The 23,304-nt window shown below is 42.7% G+C and carries 15 protein-coding genes; 1 reads left to right on the forward strand and 14 read right to left on the reverse strand.

The features are described from left to right. The 12 genes from MKZ16_RS18765 to MKZ16_RS18820 form a co-directional block, all read right to left on the reverse strand. Window positions 1-423, reverse strand: a complete 423-nt coding sequence (locus tag MKZ16_RS18765) for an SRPBCC domain-containing protein (RefSeq protein ID WP_076106263.1) — start codon at window positions 421-423, stop codon at window positions 1-3. A 213-nt stretch (window positions 424-636) separates the two neighbouring features. Beyond that, a complete protein-coding gene (locus MKZ16_RS18770) occupies window positions 637-6,156 on the reverse strand; it encodes a discoidin domain-containing protein (RefSeq protein ID WP_076106265.1) in 5,520 nt (1,839 codons plus the stop codon). Window positions 6,157-6,187: 31 nt separating this feature from the next. Then, window positions 6,188-7,624, reverse strand: coding sequence for a glycosyl hydrolase family 28 protein (locus tag MKZ16_RS18775; RefSeq protein ID WP_076106268.1), 1,437 nt, complete (start codon window positions 7,622-7,624; stop codon window positions 6,188-6,190). A 107-nt stretch (window positions 7,625-7,731) separates the two neighbouring features. Continuing rightward, window positions 7,732-9,318: an extracellular solute-binding protein gene (locus tag MKZ16_RS18780; RefSeq protein WP_036688263.1), complete on the reverse strand. Its 1,587-nt coding sequence runs from the start codon at window positions 9,316-9,318 to the stop codon at window positions 7,732-7,734. Window positions 9,319-9,405: 87 nt separating this feature from the next. Beyond that, window positions 9,406-10,269, reverse strand: a complete 864-nt coding sequence (locus MKZ16_RS18785) for a carbohydrate ABC transporter permease (RefSeq protein WP_036688266.1) — start codon at window positions 10,267-10,269, stop codon at window positions 9,406-9,408. A gap of 30 nt (window positions 10,270-10,299) precedes the next feature. Continuing rightward, complete coding sequence (locus tag MKZ16_RS18790) at window positions 10,300-11,274, reverse strand: ABC transporter permease subunit (RefSeq protein ID WP_036688267.1); 975 nt, start codon at window positions 11,272-11,274, stop codon at window positions 10,300-10,302. Between the two features lie 195 nt (window positions 11,275-11,469). Next, a complete protein-coding gene (locus MKZ16_RS18795; protein ID WP_076106271.1) occupies window positions 11,470-13,701 on the reverse strand; it encodes a helix-turn-helix domain-containing protein in 2,232 nt (743 codons plus the stop codon). 257 nt (window positions 13,702-13,958) lie between these two features. Beyond that, complete coding sequence (locus MKZ16_RS18800) at window positions 13,959-14,576, reverse strand: glycerol-3-phosphate acyltransferase (RefSeq protein WP_076106273.1); 618 nt, start codon at window positions 14,574-14,576, stop codon at window positions 13,959-13,961. After that, window positions 14,576-15,667: a glycosyltransferase family 2 protein gene (locus MKZ16_RS18805; RefSeq protein WP_076106276.1), complete on the reverse strand. Its 1,092-nt coding sequence runs from the start codon at window positions 15,665-15,667 to the stop codon at window positions 14,576-14,578. The genes MKZ16_RS18800 and MKZ16_RS18805 overlap by 1 nt, the downstream gene beginning before the upstream one ends. A gap of 65 nt (window positions 15,668-15,732) precedes the next feature. Further along, window positions 15,733-16,935 (reverse strand): MFS transporter, encoded by a 1,203-nt coding sequence (locus tag MKZ16_RS18810; RefSeq protein ID WP_076106279.1) that lies wholly within the window; start codon window positions 16,933-16,935, stop codon window positions 15,733-15,735. A gap of 10 nt (window positions 16,936-16,945) precedes the next feature. Continuing rightward, a complete protein-coding gene (locus MKZ16_RS18815) occupies window positions 16,946-17,950 on the reverse strand; it encodes an ROK family protein (RefSeq protein WP_339814458.1) in 1,005 nt (334 codons plus the stop codon). Window positions 17,951-18,220: 270 nt separating this feature from the next. Continuing rightward, window positions 18,221-20,332: a glycoside hydrolase family 52 protein gene (locus tag MKZ16_RS18820; protein WP_076106441.1), complete on the reverse strand. Its 2,112-nt coding sequence runs from the start codon at window positions 20,330-20,332 to the stop codon at window positions 18,221-18,223. Window positions 20,333-20,505: 173 nt separating this feature from the next. On the opposite strand from MKZ16_RS18820, the gene MKZ16_RS18825 reads away from it, so the two are divergent. After that, window positions 20,506-21,420 carry a helix-turn-helix domain-containing protein gene (locus MKZ16_RS18825; protein ID WP_076106284.1) on the forward strand — a complete coding sequence of 305 codons (915 nt, stop codon included), beginning with the start codon at window positions 20,506-20,508 and terminating at the stop codon, window positions 21,418-21,420. Window positions 21,421-21,496: 76 nt separating this feature from the next. On the opposite strand, the gene MKZ16_RS18830 is transcribed toward MKZ16_RS18825, so the two are convergent. Both MKZ16_RS18830 and MKZ16_RS18835 read right to left on the reverse strand, forming a co-directional pair. Further along, window positions 21,497-22,333 (reverse strand): carbohydrate ABC transporter permease, encoded by an 837-nt coding sequence (locus MKZ16_RS18830; protein WP_170914270.1) that lies wholly within the window; start codon window positions 22,331-22,333, stop codon window positions 21,497-21,499. Window position 22,334: 1 nt separating this feature from the next. After that, window positions 22,335-23,273 (reverse strand): sugar ABC transporter permease, encoded by a 939-nt coding sequence (locus tag MKZ16_RS18835; protein ID WP_076098942.1) that lies wholly within the window; start codon window positions 23,271-23,273, stop codon window positions 22,335-22,337. Window positions 23,274-23,304: the final 31 nt, after the last annotated feature.

Here is a 23,304-nt window from a genome sequence, read left to right on the forward strand (position 1 = left end):
TTAAGCCTCGATATAGTCAGGAAGTTTTTCTTGGACGATTTTTTCCCAGCCGCTGTTCATAAAGCCGCGTACGATTGGATGTGGTTGTCCAAATTCAGTAACTTTTTCAGGGTCCCATCCAGAATGAATCAAGGTAAATTCAGTTTTCCCTTCGATTTCTTTCAGTTCAAAAGCAAGATGCCAATCCTTCCCCCAATTAAAACCAACACGATTCGGAGGATCAACTTCGGTTACTTTACAAGGAGAATCTCCGAATTGTCCAGCATGCAGGATGAATTCATGCCCAACAACAGGCTCGAATGTACTAGGCATCCACCAGGCTGCCATTCCTTCTGCCGTGGCAACAGCTTTCCAAACCTTTTCTATTGGCGCATCTAGTAAAATCGTTTGACGAATTTCTTGTAAGGGTTCTTGAGTTTGCATAATAAATAGCCTCCAGCATTCAATTAATATAACACCTTTTGGGTTCACTTTTGATTATAACACCTATAGGTGTTATGTCAATTTACAGAATTCCCTAATTCTCCGTTCGTTATTCAACGTCTCAATCCCTCAATAGTATCCTTTACAGCTATAAAAAAGCCCCTCCCTCGGTCATCCCGAAGAAAGGGCCTTCCTATTTCATCAGCTCTATGATCAGTTTCTTGGCTTGACAGTTACTGTGATTTTCTCACTAGATGTCTCGCCTGATGCATTGACTAATACTGCGTAATATTCATATACACCTGGTGCTTTATCTTTAAGTTTCGTAACTGTCATCTGAGCCGCAGGGGTAGCCGTGTTTAGTGTCTGGGTGTCGATCACTTCTCCATTCTCATACAAACGGTACTCAGTACCATTGGTTCCCCACCACATATTCATCATAACGTCATAAGTTCCATCCCCGCTCCAGTTGTCGTGGGATACTATAGGCTTACCCGGTGTTGCATCGGTAACAGTAAGGATAAGCGGATCGCAGGTTGTCGAGCCGAAGCTGTTGACCAGCTCGCACGTGTACGTGTAGGTTCCATTTGATTTGCCCACAATATCCGTACTCATGGCTTGCGCATTCGGTGAGCTGTCCGTCAGCATCTGGTTACTGATCAGCACATCGTTTTCATAGAGCTTAAATTCGGTACCGTTGTTCCCCCACCAAAGATTCATGGTGACGGTATAGCTGCCATCTCGAAGCCCGGTGTCGTGCCCATTATTGTCAGACAACACTGGCTTTCCAGGGGCTCCACCAGCAAGCGGAGTTGTATTCTGGAGCCATTGTGACCAACGGACTAGAACCTCTGCCTGCTCAGAAGTGAACACCTGATTGCTCTGGAGGTTCACTTCACTATTAAAAGCTTCCAGCAAGCTGTGAACTTCTGCGCCAGCATGCTGCTCAGCTTTTTCTTTTGCGTTAGCCAGCTGCTGCAAAAGTGAGTTAGTTACGTTTTCTAAATCTGGAGCACCCGTCTCAGCTGCAAAAGTTTCGGTTAATGCCGACAAGCTGTCAAATGTCGCATATACACTAAACGAATGCTCTGCCAACCCGACATTGCCCGCCGCATCCTCGGCTTTCGCAGTTACACTATGAGTTCCCGGTTCCAGCGTATACGCCTTTACATCTGCGAGCGTTGAATCACATGGCGAATAAGTGATGCCTGATACAGTATCAGCTGTACTACAGGTGATGTTTAATGTCTGCTCTATGGTATAGGAAACCTCTCCGTTAATTACCACCAGTGGTGCGGTCCGATCAATCTTAACCACAGCAGCCTTATGCGGCTGTTCCACATTACCCTCTCTATCAACGCTCCAATAAACTAACTTATGTGTTCCTTCATTGAATAAAATAACTGAATTCCCGGTTTGCTGCTCGCCACCGTTTACAGTGAAATAGGTTGCCGCAACACCAGAGCCCGCATCTTTGGCTGTGAAGGTTACTAACGTATCCTTGTTGGTCCAACTTTGCGGTGCATCATCCGTTGTCACCGGAGCTGTTTGGTCCGCCCCTTTCACTACGCCATAAAAGCGTAATTCCGCCATGTTTCCAAACCAATTACTACTATTATAGATCCGGATATAACGATAGGCTTCTGCGTTACTAATACTTAAGGTCTGCCAATCCATCGTTTTTCCTGCAGGAGAGGAGATTGTCGTCCAGCTTGTATTATCATTCGAACCCTGAACCACAGTCCCATTGATTCGTGTAAAATAATTATCTTGCCCGGAAAGCACCTCTGCCTTGGACAGCTGGACCCTATTCCCTTCTTTAAAATCAAACGTTATAAATCCTCCATATCCACTGCCATTTACCCGAAAATCCGTAATTGAGCATGCATTTCCATCGAATAATGATCCCGCAACATTCCTGAGATCAGTGGATGTTCTCCCACTGGAATCACTTAAATTAGTAATCGCAAGCACATTACTAATCAACTCGGTCTCATCGGGAATGTACAGAGATGAACCATCTGTAGTTGATGTTTTTTCCGGCCCCTCGATTCCCTCATTTGTCTTGTATTTAATACTAAAGTTCACAGGTCCAGGTTGTACGTTATTGCCCATCACCGCTTCAGCCGTCCAATTGATCTTATCGACAGTAGCAATGGTTGCGACTTGACCCTGAATATTGACATTCACTTGGTTTATTGCATCGCTTGCTTTAAAAGACAATTTCACCGTGTTCCCAGACACAATTCGTTTCTGGATACTTTGGTCGGAGCGAATGGACACCGCATCAAGCTTTGAATTGATTTTAACATCACCATACAAACGTAGTTCAGCCATGTTTCCATACCAGTTGTTTCCATTGGTGATGCGGATATAACGATAGGGTTCTGTGCTGTTAATCGTCAACGTCTGCCATTCCGGCGTATTCCAGGCTGCATTAGAGATCGTAGTCCACGTCACATTGTCGTTGGAGCCTTGCACCACTGTTCCATTAATTCTGCCCGCATAATTATCTTGCCTTCCGATTACTTCTACCCTAGACAGCAATGCCTGGCCGCCTTCTTTAAAGTCAAAGGTTAGATAGGCACCATAACCACTGCCATTTAAACGAAAATCCGTGATAGAACCTAAATTATTATCAAATAAAACTTTTGCTGTTGCCAAAAGATCAGCCGGATTCCTTCCACTGGAATCGATTAGATTTGCTATCTCAAGCACATTAGCGACAAGCCCTGTCTGATCTGCAATGAATAAAGTAGAACCATCTGTTGTAAAAATAGTCTCTACAGCATCCTCTCCAGCTGCCGTTTTATAATTGATCTTAAATTTCACAGTACCTGATGGAACATTTTCATTCACCACAAGCTTAGCTGTCCAGTTGATATTGTCCACAGAACTGACTGCAACAGGTTGACCCTGTATATTGGCCGTTACATTATGGATCATTTCTGTAGACTTAAAGGATAATTGAATCGTATCCCCTGGAATAATCCGATTTTTTAAGCTTTGCTCTGAGTGAATGGACACGGACTCTAATTGATTTACTGTCTCATACCGCTGGCCAAAGATTCTAAATTCAGCAATTTCCAGCATAGTACTCGAAGGCTTTATCATTTCCATTTTCAAAAATCGGAATTTTTCATGCTCCAGGCCTGCTTGAACCTCTAGTCTCTGCATCTCTTCAGTAACTGTTGTCAAACCGGGAGTTAAGCGGGTCCAATTTTCTTTGTCATTCGATCCGAACATTGCAACGCCGCCAATTCTCTCCGGAAAACTAGCTCTTACCTGAAGCTCAAAGCTTTCTGCTGATATTTGAAAATCCGGTCCTAAATCCATGTAATGCGCCCGATCCTGCGCTGTATAATACCCCACAAAACTATCATTTGTGTTGTCCAGCAGGTTCGGGACTGCATTACCAAAGGTTGAGCTAACAAACATATTCGTAAAATTAACACTTCCATCTTTCATTAATGGCGTCAATTCTTTAAGACTTTGCACTGCAAGATTCAGGTCAAATAACTTCTGATAGAAGACCTCGTCAGTGACATTAGTAATTACATCCATTACCTCAGCATGCACTTGCTTATAGTGAGCTAACGTTGCCGAAATGTAAGGCACATCAGCATGATAAGGAGAAATGACAGCGTTGACGGCAGAATGCCGATCATTCGCTACTACAACAGTAACATCCTTGGTTGTAACCGAAGTGCCGTCTGAGGCACTCACTACAAAGGAATACGTTCCCGCATGTGCTCCAGACCAAGAGAACACACCTGAAGTTTCATTGAACAGTGCGCCCTCAGGTAATTGATCCGCTTGATAGGCAACAACATCCGTTGCACCTGCGTCTGTCGCAGAGAAATCAAATTGAATTGCCGCTGTAGAACCCTCATAGGTAAATAAAGATACCGGTGCCTTCCCTGATGTAAATACTGGAGGGGTAAGCTGTGCCCCAGCTTTTAAATTAATATGGTCAATATCGACTGTTGTCCCATTTCCTTTCACATTAAAATAGACAAGATCGCTGAAGCCTTGGAACTCATTGAACGCATACTGAATATACCTCCATTGCCCCTTTGTATCAGGCAGCGTAACGGTATCGCCAAACACCTCCATGGTTGCTATGCCAGTAGTCCGAATCTTAAAAGCAATGGTTCGTTCGCCGCTGCTTGCACCCACATAAGCAATTTTACTGCCCTCATCTGTTGCGGTAATCTCAACGTAAGTAGTGTCTCCTTCTTGTTTTGTGGTGGAGTGACTATCAAGCTTCGTATACCGGTCTTCTAGTTCTCTCAAATCTGGATTCGTTATCCCCTTCGGCAGATTGAGCGTACCCTCGCCCTCTGCTTCTTTAGGGATGTACAGCCAATAATCCCCGCCTCCATCCGGAGACTCCCAATAGAAAGGCAATCGCTTAGTAAACATCTCGCTAAAGTAAGGAGCTTCAACCTCCATATTTATTCCAGCTGAATATTTATAATAATAATAAAGGTCATAGACATTACCGCCAATTCTCCCCCTGTAACCGCCAGCCAAGTGTTTATAGATAATCGTTGGATTTCCATTTACATCTGTATGTGCCGCCACTGGAATCCATGGTGTATCATAGCCAATCATATACTGCGCAAAATAGTCGGCAGCTTTTAAAATCCGTTGATCTAGAAACTCATACGGACCCACCGCATTTGGCGTATTAGAAACAGTCCCCTCTACCGGATCTACCTTTGTTTCCTGAGCCAATAATAAACGTGATAAAATCTCTACATTCGTTATATCCCCAGCGCCATGCGCCTGATCTCTGCCCATTTCAACATGCTGAACTACGGGAGGATTAACTTTTTCCCCTGTTACAATATTTGTATCAACCCATCTGAATAATGCTTTTATCGCGCCATTTTGCCCCTGATCGACAGCGGTTTTATTGACGGTAAACCATTCAACTCCCTCATTGTACCTATCTTTATTTCCTGTAAAAATATAACCTGACATAGCTCCAAGCAGCGGATAAAGATGCTGGTTCATAAAACGATCATTGGTGTGTTGGAACGTTTCAATAACCGGATTAATAAGATTATTCGTAAAATCAGCGACATCTTGTTCCGTCCATTTCAGCTCTTCAGTTGGAGTACTTGTGTACCTTAAGATTTCCGCCGCAGTAACCATTCGATTAAGCGGAATCCCTGTATGAATATGTGCATCATTAAAATACACGTATTTCTCAGGGTCCATCTGTGACCAAATCCGGATAATATGCATGGCATTAGCTCTGTAAACCTCATCACCCGATATTACATACAATAGAGCTTGTGTGTAAGCCTTCAACCCATCCGCTATAAATCTTGAATTAAAGCCTTGGCTATTAAAAGCATCGCTCGCTGGTTTCAACGGATCCGCACCACTCTGATTGTTGGAAGTGACCGTTCTTGAAGCTGCCGGAGAGAGAAGCATCTGATTATAATAAGTGATCCAGGGTTCTTTTTGCGCCCGTACCTGTGTCCTAATATTCTCAAGAATATCCTTGGTCAGGCCAACACCCGGATGTTTGAATCCGCTTTCATCTATAACCTCATTAATGGCAGGTTGGTAATCCGTAATTATCGACAGCTCTGTCGATTCTACTGCGGCTCCTTCTGCTGATAAAGGCACTAGCGTTACCAACAAACTTAAGGAAACTGTGATCCTAAAAATACGTTTAGGCGATTTTCCAAAGAGTAGCACTTTGAGTGAATTCATTGTTCTCCTCCATTCATTTACATCCTCTGATTTAATGCAAATAAATACCGCTGGCAAATTCATTCACTACAAAATGTTTGTTATTCAGGTCGACAATAACCTCTCCATTAATCTGGAGATTATAAAAATAAATGTCCTTCACACCTCTTTCCTCGTCATAGCCGAATATACGGGAAGGATGGGTATTCTTCCCATTGTAGTGGATATCGCTAAATTCAATATTTTCGATACAGCGTCCTGGCACCGGATTATAGGTTTTATTCCACACCACGCGGACATCAAACAGCTGACCTAGTTCGAAATCCTCCACCCGGATATTTTTGAAAGTAACCTTACGAATGGTATTGTTGTCCCCTGCACAAATTGCCATAACGCCCCAATAATTTTCCTGCGGCTCGTGATGTTCAAGCACATCGATATTTTCGAACCAAATATTTTCTATAAAATCGCCATTATGTTGGTGATCACCATGAATACCGACATGTATGGCATGAGCGACGTCCGCCCAGAGTATGGAATCTTTAACCGTGATATGGCGTGAGTCTCCGTAATACTCTCCACGACTGCCGTAAATGGCAATGCAATCATCAGAAGTTCTCAAGAACACATCTTTAATATCCACATTTGAGCTAGCCATCATATCAATTCCATCACACCAGCCGCGTGTACTAAAAGCTTTGAAGTTATGAATGCGAATATGCTTAGACGCTCCGATATATATACTGTAATGCGGAGGATCAAGCGTGATGATCCCTTCGATCTCAATCTGTTCAGAATGCTGGATTTGAACGCCTCTTAAATAAGTCGTTTTCTCCATATCCGCCAAATACAGAACACCTCTGCCGCGAACAACAACATTCTCAGCATGGTCAATCATTATGGATCCACAAAGGATCGCGCCTCCGGCAATATAAACGGTGGTCCCAGAAGGGATATGCAGCATTGGATTCTCGAATTGATGAAGCCCGGGCATAAAATATATCGTCTGACGCTCCCCGTTAGCCCTTTCTGACAAATGCTGAACTTGTTCTGCGATAGCCGCAAATTGATGTATTCCTGGTTGGACAAGCACTACATTATCATCGTCATGTCTAGGAGGGGCTGTCTCCAAGGGGTTGGCAAAAAGATGCAAGTTACTAAAACGTTCTCCATTGATTTCAATGGAAAGCTTACACGGGTGCTCCAATGTGAACAAAAGGGTATTCTCTTCGATTTGAAAGGAGATTTGGGATGCCAAAGGGCGAATAACCGCTTGTTCAATCTGTTGTTTTTTACAATGAACAGAGACCTCCACCGTGCCATCCATATCAAAATAAACCATCGATGTCGACCGAACCTGATGCATATCCACCTTTGCTTCAAAAACAAACAGAGATTGCCATACCCCACCAGGCTCTCTTACGCTTACTGTAAAATCGTCTTTCCCCAGGGCTTCATTCGGCTGCTCATAAATAATTAATTCGCTCATTTCTACCTCCGTTATCTTAGAATCAACTCTCTTAAGGGTTTAATAAATAGGCTGGAGCAAGCTTTTGCTCCAGCCTATCATCCAGTACTAATCAGCGGGCAACCGCTCTATTTACGATCCGCCAACACTTTATTTACTTCATCCGTTACTTCCTGACCTCCGGCTTTTAGCCAGCTATCCTTGAAATTATCAAAATCTTTACCCGTGTTCGCTTCTCCTGTAATCGCCTTGATAACAAACGTATCTTGTAACGTCTTCAGATTGCCCCAATACTTGGGTTTGCTTGTCAATACCGCTGGGCCTAGTACATCAAGCAATGGTGTAACACCTGGAGTGATCTTGTCTCTCAAATCTAGCAATTCTTGTTTTACCGTATGTTTTTCCATTGAAGTGTCTGTGGAGCTAAGTGGATTATAGAAATTGCCCGCTCCCATCTTCGGAGCACTAACCTCTTCATCCGCTTTTGGAATGGCAAGGTCCCCTTCCATATCATAGCTCACCCCCAATTGACCGAAACCTGTCAGCAGAAAACCTTCGGAATCCGTAGACACATATTCAAGAATTTCCATAATTTTATGGCGTTTTTTCTCATCCTTTTCGAGTTGAACACCGAACAATACTGGCGCCTGTCTTGCACCATACGCGAATGAATAAGCAACGCCATCTGGAGCTGTAAACGGCTTGCCAGGCACGAATATTTGACCTTTCTCTAGACCAGGTTTTGCGACAAACCCAGATTCTTTATAAAAATTGCCCCACTTCCCGTTATCCACCATACCCACTTTTTGATCAGCAAATTTAATATTGATTTCGTTATTATCACTAGTTATGAATTCAGGATCAATCAGACCCGCTTTGTACCATTTGCTCAATAACGCCAATGCTGATCGTGTCTCTTCTGTAACGCCTCCATAAACTACGTTCCCGGAAGCATCCTTCTTGAATTGATAAGGGGAAACAGCATAGGCTGAGAACACACTTGTGAACAATTGTTCTGGAAGCTTGCCGCGGCCGATTAAGCCGTAAGTATCTTTCTTCCCATTTTTGTCCGGATCTTCATTAACAAATTTGGTGAGTACATCTTCAAGCTCTTCCAATGTCTTGGGTGGTTCTGAGTAGCCAATATTTTTCAGCCACGCTTCATTATAGCCCGGAATAAATCCATCAAGACCACCTGGCCAAATTTTCGGGATCCCCCAGTTTTTTTCGTTGTATAAGCCTACGCCCCATGCCCCGGAATCAACGGAATCCAATGCTGCTGCATATTTCGGCATCAGGGATTCAATTTCAGCCTTATCAATTGTCGCAATGATCCCTTGATCTGCCCATTGCACCATATCCGTTTCGTTTGCATCGACCGGGAAGATATCAGGAATATCTCCAGAAGCTAGAAGCACCGAAAATTGTTCTTTCCAAGTTCCACGTTCCAATTTAATATTTTTGATTTTTACATTAAATTTCTTCTCTAGCTCGGTTTGCACATAGTTACCGTCTTCTTCTGGCGTATTAAAGTTGTTCGCCCAAATAATTTCAATCGGAGCTTCAGCTGCTGATGTCCCCCCTTGACCTTGATTCGTCGGCTTAGCTTCGTTAGTGCTATTATTCGCCGCATTCCCGCCACAACCACTCATGACAAGTGAAGCCGATAGGGCTATCGCAGCAATTTCCAACCATTTCTTGGATGTATGCCTCATATTCTTTTATTTCCTCCCTTTTCTTGTTCATCTATATATTTAGACAGCTCGCGGATATAGCGGACTGTTTAAACCATTCTGAGTCTTCTAACCCTTAAGTGATCCAACCATAATTCCTTTGACGAAGAAACGTTGCAGGAATGGATAGATCATTAATATAGGCAGCGCTGTAAACATAATAATAGCTGCTTTGACCATTTCAGGAGCCTGCTCATTAGTAGGAAGTGGTAACATCGGATCTCCTTCGGCTGAAATAACAAGCCGTCTTAAGAAGAGCTGCAGTACAATCTTTGATTGATCCTGCATATATAACATTGCATCAAACCAAGCGTTCCAGTGCCCTACTGCAGTCCATAGGGCTAATGTTGCTAGAACAGGCTTCGACAGCGGAATAACAATCGTAAATAAGATCCGCATATCATTAGCCCCATCTATTTTAGCTGAATCCTCCAGTTCCTCCGGTATACCCATAAAGAAATTTCGCAGGAGCAGAAGATTAAACGTGCTGAGCAGGCCGGGGACAATATAAACCCATAACGAATTTATAAGTCCCAGACTTTTGATTAGCAGATAGGTAGGGATAAGCCCGCCGCCAAAAAACATCGTTACAACAATGAACATTGTATAAAATCCCCGGTGCGGCAAATATTTGCGAGACAGCGGATATGCTCCCAGTGACAGAAACACCAGTGTCAGAGCCGTTCCTACAACTGTGCGAAAAACCGTATTCCCCATCGTTTGCCAGACCGTATCAGTTGTCAGTACACGCTTCCAAGCAAAGAAGGAAACTTCTTTAGGATAGAAATGAATTCCCGGCCGAAGGGCTTCCGCAGGTGTGCTAAATGATATAGAGAGCACATGCAAGAAGGGATAAATCATCGTAATACAAAGAATGATTACAAATAGGATTAGAAAGACTTGGAATACTTTTTCACCAGTGGATAGCTTCAATTGTAGTTACTCCTTCCTTACATTCATTCATTAATAAAGACCTTCCTGCCCCATTTTTTTCGTTATGAAGTTTGCAAATAACACCAGGATAAGACCCACCACATTTTTAAATAATCCAACAGCCGTCGTTAGACTGAACTGAAAGTTTTGCAGACCTATCCGGTACACATAAGTATCTAACGTATCCGCCACTCCATATACTGCTGGTGAATAAAGTGTTAAGACTTGATCGAAGCCAGCATCCAGCACACTCCCTACCCGAAGAATAAGCAGAATAGCAATCACCGGCAGGATCGAAGGAATGGTGATAAATAACGTTTGTTTCCAGCGATTGGCTCCGTCCAGAACTGCAGCTTCGTACATTTGGGAATCAATGCTTGCTAATGCAGCTAAGTATATAATCGTTCCCCAGCCGATTTCCTTCCATATTCCTGACATAACGAGCGTAAAGCGGAAATATTTCTCGCTGCCTAAAAAGTAAATGGGATCAAAGCCGAGCCACTGAATAATATAATTGACCACACCCGAATTCGGAGATAACAAAGTGATCAATATCCCTCCAATAACGATCCAGGATAAGAAATGGGGTAAATAGGATATCGTCTGTGCAACCTTCTTGAAGAAAGAAAACCTAAGTTCGTTAAATAACAGCGCCAATATAATCGGTGCAGGAAAACCAAAGATGATATGGTAAAAACTGATAATAAGCGTGTTCTTAATAATTTTCCAAAAGTCGGGTGAAGCTGTGAACAAATATTCGAAATGCTTAAAGCCGACCCAAGGACTTCCCCAAATTCCATCACGAATAAAATAATCTTTAAAAGCCAGTTGAATGCCATACATCGGGCCATAAGCAAATACGGTATACCAGATGATCACGGGAGCTAGTAATAAGAATAAATATTTGTTTTTTTTGTATTGGCGCCAAGTATGTGTCCACCTCGAGACTTTCGGCTTAAGATTCTCTCCCTGTTTTTGAATGCCAGCAGTGCTTGCCGGGTTCATAGTTGTTTTCTCCTTCCGAATACGATTTTGCGTTAAGACTGTGTCTGAACACCCCTTACGTTAGGGTATTGTAAGCGCTTTTTCTATTGTAAATTCATTAAAATCAGTAAATTATCTTCGTATTGGGGCTATAATTTTTCAAACAAAAGAAAAGACAATCGCGAGACGATTGCCTTTTCCACATGGATTGGAGAATTATGCACTTGAATGGCTCGAATTGTTTGCATTGCCTGCATTCCTATACTGGACCGGTGTAACTCCGTAACGTGTTTTGAATTTGTTGTGAAAATATTGCGGGTTACGATAACCCACCTGAGCAGAAATCTCAGCCACGGACAGCTGCTTTTTTTCTCTTAATAAATCAGCCGCCTTCTCCAACCGTACTCGGGTTACATATTCAGTGAATGATTCATTCATAACGGTTCCGAACAAGGTAGAAATATACGAGGGCGCCAACGAAGCAACCTCAGATAATTTATTTAGCGATAAATCCTCTTGAATATTATCATCGATAAAGATTTTTAATTTATGAATGATCTCCGTATGTGCATGATTACCTGACTCTTGAATATAAGCTGTAATTTGTGCTGATAAATCACGAATGGAATCAAGTGTTTCGGCCAACGTTTCCTTTTTGAACTCATCGAACAGACTGGAAGGCGAAACGATTTGTTGCAGATCAAGCTCAATAATGGTCTGATACAGAACCGTAACCAACTGAAGCAAGCCTAACTCAACCGTCTCCAATTGGACATCACCTTTCTCCAGGACCCTCTGGAAATCGTCCATAAACCTGTTCATCGTAACGTCATTGCCTGCCTTTAATGCATTTTTATAAAGATCAAAAGAGAATAAGTGTGGCGTAACATCGTTGAGCGGGATATGTGAATACCGCACAATAGCTTCCGAACCATAGATAAACCGATAACGATAGGCATGTAAGGCATTTTGATACGAAAAGGGGATTTCTTCAGGTGCCTGAACCTTCGATCCAAGCGCTGCTCCAAAGTGTAGTTGCTCGGGTAACCCATTTTTTATAAGCTCCAGCTCCTTCAATAATAAAAGCTCCAGCTCTTCGGGATCCTTGTTCAACTCACTGAAATAGATAATCGCCGCTTCCTGCGTATTCAAGCTGACGAATTTATAAAAGCTATAGGCAGCATGCTGTTCATAAAAAGCCCTGAATTCCTCGCAATCTCCCTTGGTTATACGAATATAGCTAGTCATGTAATAACATTGCAAAGGTAAATAGTCGTAGTAATCCGAGCCAACACCTGCACCTAATACCAGATTTTTTAGTTCATTCACTTTAGCTTTAGATTCTAAGGTTTCGATTTTTTGACCTAGCTTTGAGATTGTACTACCAATAATAGCAAACTCATTTTGCGAATAGTTTACGGTGCCTGGATGATAAAAGCTGCGAACATTGTTTACAAGCTTCTTCATAGGAACATATACACGTTTGGAGATCAAATAAGCGAATAGAAGCCCAATTAACAATACCAGGATACAGCTGATAAATATTTGACTCTTCAGCTGCTTTGATGAGGATACAAATGAATTCATAGGCCGTATTAATACGTATTTCCATTGATTATTCGAGGTTTGGTCATTTTTAAAAGACAGCACATATTTGTCGCGTTTATTATAATGAATTTCCTTATTATTCCCCGCTGACTCCATCCATTGCTTAGCAGTCTTAAGCCCCTCTTCGACGTTCGAGCCCGTATGGATAATAGGGCTGCCCTTTTCATCAAAAGCATATAGCTTTTCCATCGGCGAGCTCATCGTGCTGGAAATCATTTTATTGATGTATTCTAAGCTAACGTCAATATACATGGTTCCGGTTGATGTTTTTGATAAAGCACCGTAGGGAAGGGCGATTGCGTAAGTCAACACCTCTTCTTCATCCGATAACGTTCTATAAGTCCAGCGGTTTAAGGCTGGTGTAACTGATGTTTTCAAGAAGGAAGCATCTGGAGAATTGTCCAGCTTCGAATAAAACTGGCTGTTATCGATGATATAATTACCTTTCTCGAAGTATGTGGATATTTTGTAAACGCCTTCATTAGTAAGCTTGAAAATTTCGAGATCCTTGCGAAAAGCTAATATTCTGCTCGTATTACCTTCCCATTCACTGTCCAGTAAATAATTCAGCATAGATTGATTCTCTAACGACAAGGTAGACACTGCTCGGTTGCGGATACTGTTTTCGTATTTTTGCAGCAGCGTATTTTCCACAAAATCACTTGAAGTCATCAGTCGTTGCTTGCTGTCTCTGGCAATCTCATCCACCATTAAGCGATTAGCCTGAACATACAGATAACTGCCCACAAGTCCGATTAAAACAACGGCTAATAATGTGAATGAAAAAATCAGATGGGTAAACAATGTGCCTCCATTTCTTAGTCTGCCGCCGATCTTCATCACAAGCCCCCCTTTAGTTCATAACCCTATCTCTGTAACTTTCTAAATTGAAAGCATTTATAATTAAAGATACTAAAATGCACCAACTTTAGCCATTATAAAATCTTCTGTTTAAAGATAACGCATCTTATAAAACCGAAAAAAAACAGGCTTCCCCCGAAATTAATCGCTGGAAACCTGTTTATTGACATATATAAAGCAACTATCGTGACATAGTTTATTAACCGATGTGCGGTTATCATAAGAAGCAAATAACTCTAGTGCTTCCGCTCCCTTATACTTCTTTTACTCACCCATGCAATCCATTCTAACCTGTGCGTATACACAAGGATTACAAAGCTCCCAAGCCATACCCATAGGATAGGAGCAGACCACTTACTGATGCACAAATAGACAAAAAGGAGCAGCATTCCGCTAACCACTTGCACACCATCCGAGACAGGTGAATTTCCTCTGCTTTTGTACCCGCTGCCGAGCACTTTCAACACTGCAAGGATGACCGCTAACGCTAAAGAGGCTTTGAATCCTGTCAATGCACTCCATACCCCAAAGGTTACGGCAATCGCCTTCCCTCCTTTTCCTTTAAGAAATGGAGAGAAGGCATGACCCGCAATAGGAGCTAAGGCAAGCGGAATAATGAAATAACCCTGACTATAATGGCTTCCCATTACCCATAAAAGAGGCAGATATCCTTTTAAAAAATCCAACAACACCCCAAAAATTCCGAATTTATACCCAGATGACTTCCAGAGATTCAAAGCCCCCGGATTACCGTCGCCTATGACCTTTAAATTATTTTTACGCGCTAACCCAAGCCAATAGGAAAACATAAGAGATCCCGACAAAAATAAACCCGCGATCCACAATATGATCATTAGTCCCTATGGCCTCCCACCTGGATATGCCTTCCTTTCCAGCTTACATGCCTCAGAAAAACGACCTGATATATTGAATAAAGCATAATAAAGATAAAGAAAAGAGTAGCAACCACGTGAAATACTGGAATGACGATGCCAAAAACCCCTACATATTTAATAAAATAAAAGAGCTGGAACATATAAAGGAGATAACCAATAAGTAATGGCAATCCCAAAGAAGTATTCGCAAAAATAAACACGGTTTCTGAGACGATGAGTCCCACCACCCAAAGTGCAATTGGAATAATCGTCCGCGGGCTTAAGGTTGAGGTGCTTAAGACAGCCCCTTTACTGAAGCCTTCAATTTCACTTTTTATCCCCTTCGGATACATACGAAAAGATACTAAGCCATAACCGATAAAATTCCTAATGGGAACACCTGCCGCGATAAACTTCTCTCCTAAAGACAAATCATCCAGCACTTCAGATTTAATGCTTTGATGGCCATTAACTTTTTCATAATCCTGCCTTAAAGCTAGAATACACGAACCGTATAATCCTTTTTTGGCGTTATTCTTTTCAAAAACGGAGGTGAATGTGAAGATCCCCAGCATATTCATGATTAAGGCGAGTTTCTCAAACAGCTTTTCTGTATGATGAAAAGGAACTACCGAAATAACACCTTTCGATAGCTCCCTTGCTTTTAATAATGAGGCCAGAGCGTTAGGCTTTAACCGGATATCTGCATCCAGAAAAGCAAAAATATCGCCCGAGGCTTGCAAATATCCATTCCATACTGCCCAGCTCTTGCCCGTCCATCCCTCAGGGAGACTGCTATTTGCAATAACCTTAACTCCATAGCTTTCGGCAATTTCCTTGGTCCGATCCTCCGAGAAGTCATCCACAACAATAATTTCATAGGGGGTAATGGTTTGGAGCTGGAGTGAGTCGAGCAGAAAACGCAAATTATATTCTTCATTCCTTGCGGGGATGATGATGGACAATTTCTCCGGTCCTTGAAAATATTCTTGATCAGCGGCCAATATATTCTTTCTAAACAATATAAAACCGGAGAGACATCCAACACCTATAATAATTAACAACCACATGTACAACTCCCCCCTCCTATAGCTATATATATGAAGGGTTAGTCCGTAATATATTCAATTCAAATTTAACCGACATTTACTTTTGCTGAGTAATGATTAAGCTTTTCTGTACACAAGAGCATAACGATGGCAAAAAAAACGATCATCGCAGGAAAAATACCCAGCGTGAATTTCGAAGCTAATAAGCCGATAAAAGGCGGCATCAGCGTGGTGCCGGTATAAGCTGTTGCCATCTGAAAGCCCATAATTGACTGAGCATGTTTCTTCCCGAATCGTACAGGGGTTTCATGTAGCATACATGGAAAAATGGGGGCTAACCCTAAACCTATAATCATAAATCCTACAAGTGAAACTATAGTTGGAAGCGGCAATACTAACAGCACCGTACCGATTAAAGCAATGAGTTGACCATATCGAATTAGCTGTTTATTACTCATTTTAAAAGTAATGAAACCCGTCACCATTCTACCAAAGGTAATCCCTAGATAAAAAAACGATACCCATGTCGCTGCAGTTGATGCAGGAATATCTTTAATGTTTACAAGAAAGCTGCTCCCCCATAACCCCATACTCGTTTCTATGGCAGAATAAAATAAAAAGGTTAACATCGCTAGCTTTACCCCTCTTAATTTCCAAGGTTTTGTGTTCTCTCCGGCATGCTCTAGCTCCGGATGATTGAACTCGGGATCACTTTCAGCATTCGGGTGGTTATTACTCCCAGCCACTCTATCCCATAAAGGCAGTGTAACGAATAGAATAATGACTAAGCTCAATTGTATGTAAGCAACCGTAAGATAACCTTGCCGCCATAGACCTTCACCAGAGATAAAAGAGCCCATAATAATAGGACCCAGCGTGGCGCCCACTCCCCAGAAACAATGTAACCAACTCATATGATGGGCTTTATAGTGCGTAGCAACATAACTATTTAATCCGGCATCTACAGATCCCGCACCTAAACCGAGTGGAATCGCAGCAACAATTAACCACACTAACGAAGGTGACCATGCAAAACCAAGCAACGCTACAGCAGTCATGATGCAGCTAACAAGAGTCACTTTCCCCGTACCAAAACGTTTAAGGATAATGCCACTCATCAAACTGGACACTATTGTGCCTACTGCAATGACCATCGAAAGAATTCCAGCCGTACCTAATGAAGCATTTAAGTCCATTCTCATCACTGGCCAAGCGGATCCAAGCAATGAATCTGGCAAGCCTAAACTAATAAAGGCTAAATAAATAATAATAAGAAAAAAAGTTGCCATAGTTATCTCCTTAATTGTTCTCATCTATTTGTTGTGAAACTAATAATCCTAATCCAAGACTTTGTAATCCATTCAGATAATCACGCTTCAAGTTACTCACCGCTAACGCTGGAAGATGCTCCTTCGGAACGTATGTGGCACTTCGCTCAGCGATTTGATTAAGCATAGCTGGAGCTAATTCATCCTCACAAAAAATAATATAATGCGGATTCAAAATAGAAGTCATAGTAGCCACTAATCGACTAATCGCATCCACGCTTTGATTCGATTGCATATTTGATCCACCAGGATCTCCAGTTAATGCCTCTATGAAATTTCTATTGTCATACTGGGGCAAGAATTGAACTTCCCCTGAAAAAAACGTCTTTCCTCGCACAATTTCACCATTGACCGCGATCCCAGCTCCCGGACCATTTTTCCCTAAATACAGATACATTAGAGAAGTATTCTCTTTCAAATTTCGTTGCGTCATATAGCCGATTACAGCCGCATTCATATCATTTTCCACGATTGTCGGAATGGATAGTTGATCTTCTATGTGTTTTCTCAAATCTAAATTCTGATATTTCTCATAACCCGGAATCAGAAAAATCTGCCCATGATTCACCGCACCTGGAACTCCAATAGCCACAGAATGGATTTTAGGATTGGCCTTTTTTTCATCTTCAATAAGCGTGACCAGTTTACTAACGTCTTCCTCAAGAATACTGGGCAAACTTCCTTCTTTGATTACCTCACCAATGCAATTATAGATGGTATAATTCGTTTCATTTTTTTCCAAAAAAATAGCCATACCTAACCGATAATTCGGATTGTAGGCATATCTTATTGCCCTTCTTCCACCACTTGACTCATCCAGACCGCTGATCGTTATTTCCCCTGCCTCTTCCATCTGCATTAGAAATTTACTTATCGTCGGGAAACTATATTGTAATTTATGGCTTAACTCTGCCTTCGTTGCTCTTCCTAGTTCTAATAATGCTATTCGAATATTTCGGATAATTTCAGATTTCATTTGCAGTGAAGGAAGTCGTTTCTCACTCGCCATGGCTCTCCCACCCTCCCACCTATAGTCATACTGACTTATTAAACACGTTTAATAAGTCAGTATGACTATAGCAGCAATTAGATCTAACGACAAGTTAATTCTTGAATGAAGACCCTTCAGTAGGGGGTAGATTGAATCAAGGAGGGGGCGTCGACACAGCAAAAATACTAAGAGGGGTAGCAGCCCCCTCTCAGTATTTTTGCATATCCCGTTTCTACTTATTGAAACTATCTACTCTTATTTCTCATCTAACCACAAAATCGCTGTAACGCCACGCGGATAATATTTACTGCCCGTGATCTCACCGGAAATAATCTGATCGCTCCAGCTCCAAATCGACAACTCCGGATGGGTAAGCCAAGCTACGTGAGCACGATCCGCTGCCGCTCCCCGTTCCTCCCATTCCAATCCCAGAATGCTGCGGGCGATGAACTGGGAGAGATAGATTTTGCTGAGCCAGCTATTGTTGCTAGTTGAGGAGATTTTCCAGCCTCCGTCTTCGAATAAGCATACTCCCGGCTGTAACACCGCATGCAGATGCTTGTCGAGTGCGCCAATATAGGCGGCGAACCGTCCATTGCGATCAAGAGCTTCTTTGCAGCCTGTAAAGTAAGGGAACACAAGGCCTTCGATAGCCGGAATGATCTTAGAGTCATTGCCTTCTCCAATGACAGCCGGAATATACCCGTCTGCTGTAACACTTGCCACCATTGTTGCGGCGCATTTTTCAGCCTGATCACCTGCTGTTTTGGACTGTTCCGCACGCCCATGCTCTGCAAATATTTTCTCCATAGCCAAGTAAGCAGCCCAGCATTTTCCTGCCAGATAAATATTGTTACGAGCCTGACCTAAAGACACATCCAGACTGTCATACGTAGTAATTTCTGCTCCGCCCATCGTACGTGAGCTATCAAGCCCCATGACACCATTTCTTTGTTCAGGATCTGGATGATCGCGATTTACCATGCTATTCAGGCATTTCTCCATAATACTGAGATTACGTTCCATCCAGCCCCGGTCGCCTGTATGCTCTACATAAGTTGCTGCACTCAGCACCCAGTTAACCAATTGTTCATGTGTCATATGTGAGAAACAACCATCAATGCCATAGACCTCATAAGCAGAATATCCCGGACGTGAAACTACGTTGGCTACACCCATATCATGTGTGAAGCTAATTCCACCTGGATACTCTGTATCCTCACCCGGGAAACGCACCGTATCTTCGTAGCTGAATCTTTCCACGAACATATCCAGTTCATTACGTACAGTCCAAGGATTCAAACGCAGCTCATAAAATAACTGATCGACGGTAAGATCAAAGGTATTCATCATCCGGTATTCGCCTTCGTTGACGATCCAAAATGGCTCATTCTTGTAGTCCAGCAATTGTGTGGAGCCATAATAACTACGAATCGCATGCGCTAACATAAAGGTTTGATCTGCGGATAGGTCATCATGAGTAAATCTATCGTTAGCTTGCTCCGCTTCTTGCTTAAGGATATCAAATCTAGCTAATGCATATGCAGCCACTGCCTCTATATTGTTGAAAAAATGATTATAATAATAGGAAGCATCAATTCCTGAGGTGACATAACCTGAACGGTGAAAACAGATAGCAAAGCGGTAAGTTTCTTTTACTCTGGCTGGAACATCCATGATCAAAGCACCGACTCGTCCCAGCCCAAAGGTCCAATTCTCCTGCAGCTCCTCCGTTAGAATATCCTCCATTGTGAAGTGCAGTGCGGACTTTGCAGTTCCTTTTTCCGCAGCAATTGCAATAAATCTTCCTTGGCCAACGCCTGTAATCTCCGATGATACATCATCCAGTCTTCTCATTCCGCTATACACATCTGTTCCCTGAAAACCAAAGAATGCACGGCGCGAGGTTGCGGATGAGGTGTTGTCCACTTCGAGTTCAACCAGCACTGCAGGCAGCAGTACATCCTTCATTTCTTCTATAGAGGCAGTTTCTGGATCGGGTACAGAACGAACGGGGGACAGAATCCGGAAGGTCAAATCACCCGCACTCCAGCTGTCTGTGGCTACATGAAAATCTCTAGAAATCTCACGCTCTTGAAAAGGGAACAGAATATTCTCCTTGTCAGGATTAGGATCCGGATTCTCGATATCATAGCGTTTGCTCTCGTCCTCTCCTCCGATCTCATGAAATGGCAGTGTGTCATATCCCTTCCCATCAGCACGTTCTAATCCTATGAATATATTTTGTCTAGGTGGTTTTCCAATCTCCAGATCGAAACCTCCACTAGCTCCTTTGAATCCTAAAGTGAAACTCGCAAATGCACCAATCGGTGAATGATGGGCATTAAAAAATTGATTATGCGACATAAATGATAACACTCCTTCCAGCATGGTCCCGGATACCTCCGGGCTATATCTCCATGTTATCGATCTTTCCGGAAGTACAACAGGGTTAAAGCCTTCTATTATTTGGGCAAATCAAACATCAACAAAAACCTATGTTATAATGAAGCCAAACTTTACAGTAAAAGAGGATTGAAATGATCTCGAATGATCCCGCTTTTCATAATTCTATTGATGGCCAGATGGCTCCAGACATTCAAGCGGCTTTCCATATCTTCGCCGCGCATTGGAGAAAAGTAAATCCGGATTGGCAATATCCCGTACACACTCATCCCATGTTTGAGATTAACGTTGTACTGCAGGGTGTGCAACATATGACGGTCGGCAATAAATCTTTTATCCAGCAAAGCGGTGATATTTTATTCATTCGTCCCGGTGTAGAACATAGCAGCCTCGGTTCGAATGCTAGTCGTGACATGACTTATTACTGCCTGCATTTTGATATTGATGATCTGATTTTACGGCGAGCATTATTAACAGCAGACGCTGTTAGTCTAAGTGGGAATACCCCGGAGCTGCGAGCCATTCGTTCCGCTCTAGATGTGATCATTAATTCTTCCATTCTGTCAGAGTCAAAGGACACACACAGAAATCGTCTGATTACATTGCATGCTTCGCTGCAACTTCTAACCGCGCTCAGCGGCTGGGTACTTTCGGAAATGCCCCTTCTGGCAGATACAGAGGCTACGGAAAATACCGTCGCTCTAGCTAACGCGATCGAAGGACTGCTGCAAGAATCTGTCTCCACCGCTGCAAGCACAGGCGAAAGAGGCGGCGGTATTGAGCACATTGCGGCAAAGCTTGGATACAGTACAACTCACTGCAATCGTGTTTTCCACCAAATTTATGGCATGTCGCCAAGACAATATTTATCCCGCTTGATCATTCGTCACGCCAAACTGCTGCTAATGGATAATAACCTATCTGTCGAATCGGTCGCCCACCGGCTGGGGTACCGGGATGTGTCCCATTTCAGCAAGCAATTCAAACGCTGGACAGGTCTCCCGCCAATGGGCTACCGCCGTTTAACCGCGAATCCAAATACGCTTTAGTGATTGTTTCGCTTACAAAAAAAGGGATTTACCCCGCAGCCCACTAAGTGGTTACAGGATATATCCCTTTTATGAATTAACCCTTCGTTGCACCAGACGCAATCCCCTTAACAAAATACTTCTGCAAGGCGATAAACACAATCAGCACAGGTACAACCGACATTGCTGTTCCTGCAAAAATCATATCCCAACGTGAGGAGAATTCTCCGATATAACGGTAAATTTCCACGACCATAGTTTTAGCCTGTCCTGAAGGCAATACCAGCATCGGCATCAGGAAATCATTCCAGATTCCAAGTCCGTTTAAGACCACCATACTGGCTGTGACGGGTCCTAGCAGCGGGAAAACAATTTTCCAGAATATCGCATAACGAGAACATCCGTCGATCTCCGCCGCTTCTTCAATTTCTCTAGGAATGCCTTTGACAAAGCTTGTATACAGCAGGCATCCAAAGCCCACCGCACCGGCTACATAAATTAGAATTGGACCGGCAAGGCTGCCGTATAACCCCAGCATTCTAAGCTCTTTAAACAGAGGAATCATATACGCCTGAAAAGGGATCATCATTCCTGCTAAAAAGTAAACGAACATGAACCGAGTCCATCTGGCATTTCTGCGTTCAATTGCGTAGCCCGCCATCGGAATAATCAAGACCTGTGCCGCAATAGAAACTGCTGTCAAAATCAGACTATTCAGAATAGCCCGTGGAAACTCTGTTTCGGTTAACAGATATTTAAAGCTGTCCAGATAAAGGGTTTTCGGAAAAGCGATTGCATCCTTCATAATCTCTGCATTACTCTTGAAGGCTGACATTAAATTAAAGAAAATAGGAAAGAAAAAGATAATAGCCACTAATAATGTAACAATGAAAAGTGCGATTTGCCCAACTCTTTTGCGTGTCTGCATCGTCATCTTAGAGCTGCACCTCCCGCTTCTGGAGAACCTTCACTTGGAAGACTGTAATGATGAGTATGATTAAGAACAAGACCATCGCCAGTGCAGTACCAAAACCTTGTCTTAATTCACCAAACCCGACTTTATAAATAATATAAGTTAATGTCTCCGTCTCAAAGCCCGGACCACCATCGGTCATGACGGCAATCTGATCAAAAATCTTCAAGGCGCTGATCATCGATAATACCATACATACAGTCATTGACCCCGCAAGCAGCGGAAAGGTAATATGCCGGAACTGTTGCCAGCCCCCTGCCCCATCAATACTGGCCGCCTCATTTAATTCCTGCGGAATGCCTTGCAATCCAGCGAGGTAAATGATCATATAATAACCCGCGCCTTTCCAAACGGTAGACAAAATAATCGACAGCATCGCATATTTAGGATTGCCCAACCAATCCACAATCCAGCTTCCGAGTCCAACAGACTCCAGGATCTGATTAAATACACCAAAGTTGTAATTCAGGATCATCGCCCAGACGAAACCCATTACGATCCCACTAAGCAACGTAGGGAAATAAAATACACTTCTGAATAAATTCCGGAACCAGCGTACCTTATCGACCATCATAGCCATTGCAATTGCTGCAATATTCTCTAGAACAACAAGTGAAATGGTCATGATCATCGTATTTTTCAGTGCGTTATGCACCCTTGGACTATTCCAAATTTCCACAAAGTTAGCGAAGCCGATATACCTTACGTTGTCGCTAATGCCATCCCATGAGGTGAAGCTTAAATAGACACTCCCTACCGTAGGGACGATAACGAACAAGGTGTACAAAATAAATGATGGCAATATGAACAGCAGAGCGTAGGACTGCCATTTTTTCTTTTTCTTTTTCTGCTGCTCAGTGCCTATCAATGACTTGTCAGCATTTACTGCGGATGTAGCCATGGCTACTCTCCCTCCCTTAAAGACCGCGCTT

This window comes from Paenibacillus sp. FSL R5-0928 (assembly GCF_037970385.1).
Lineage (GTDB): Bacteria > Bacillota > Bacilli > Paenibacillales > Paenibacillaceae > Paenibacillus_AQ > Paenibacillus_AQ odorifer.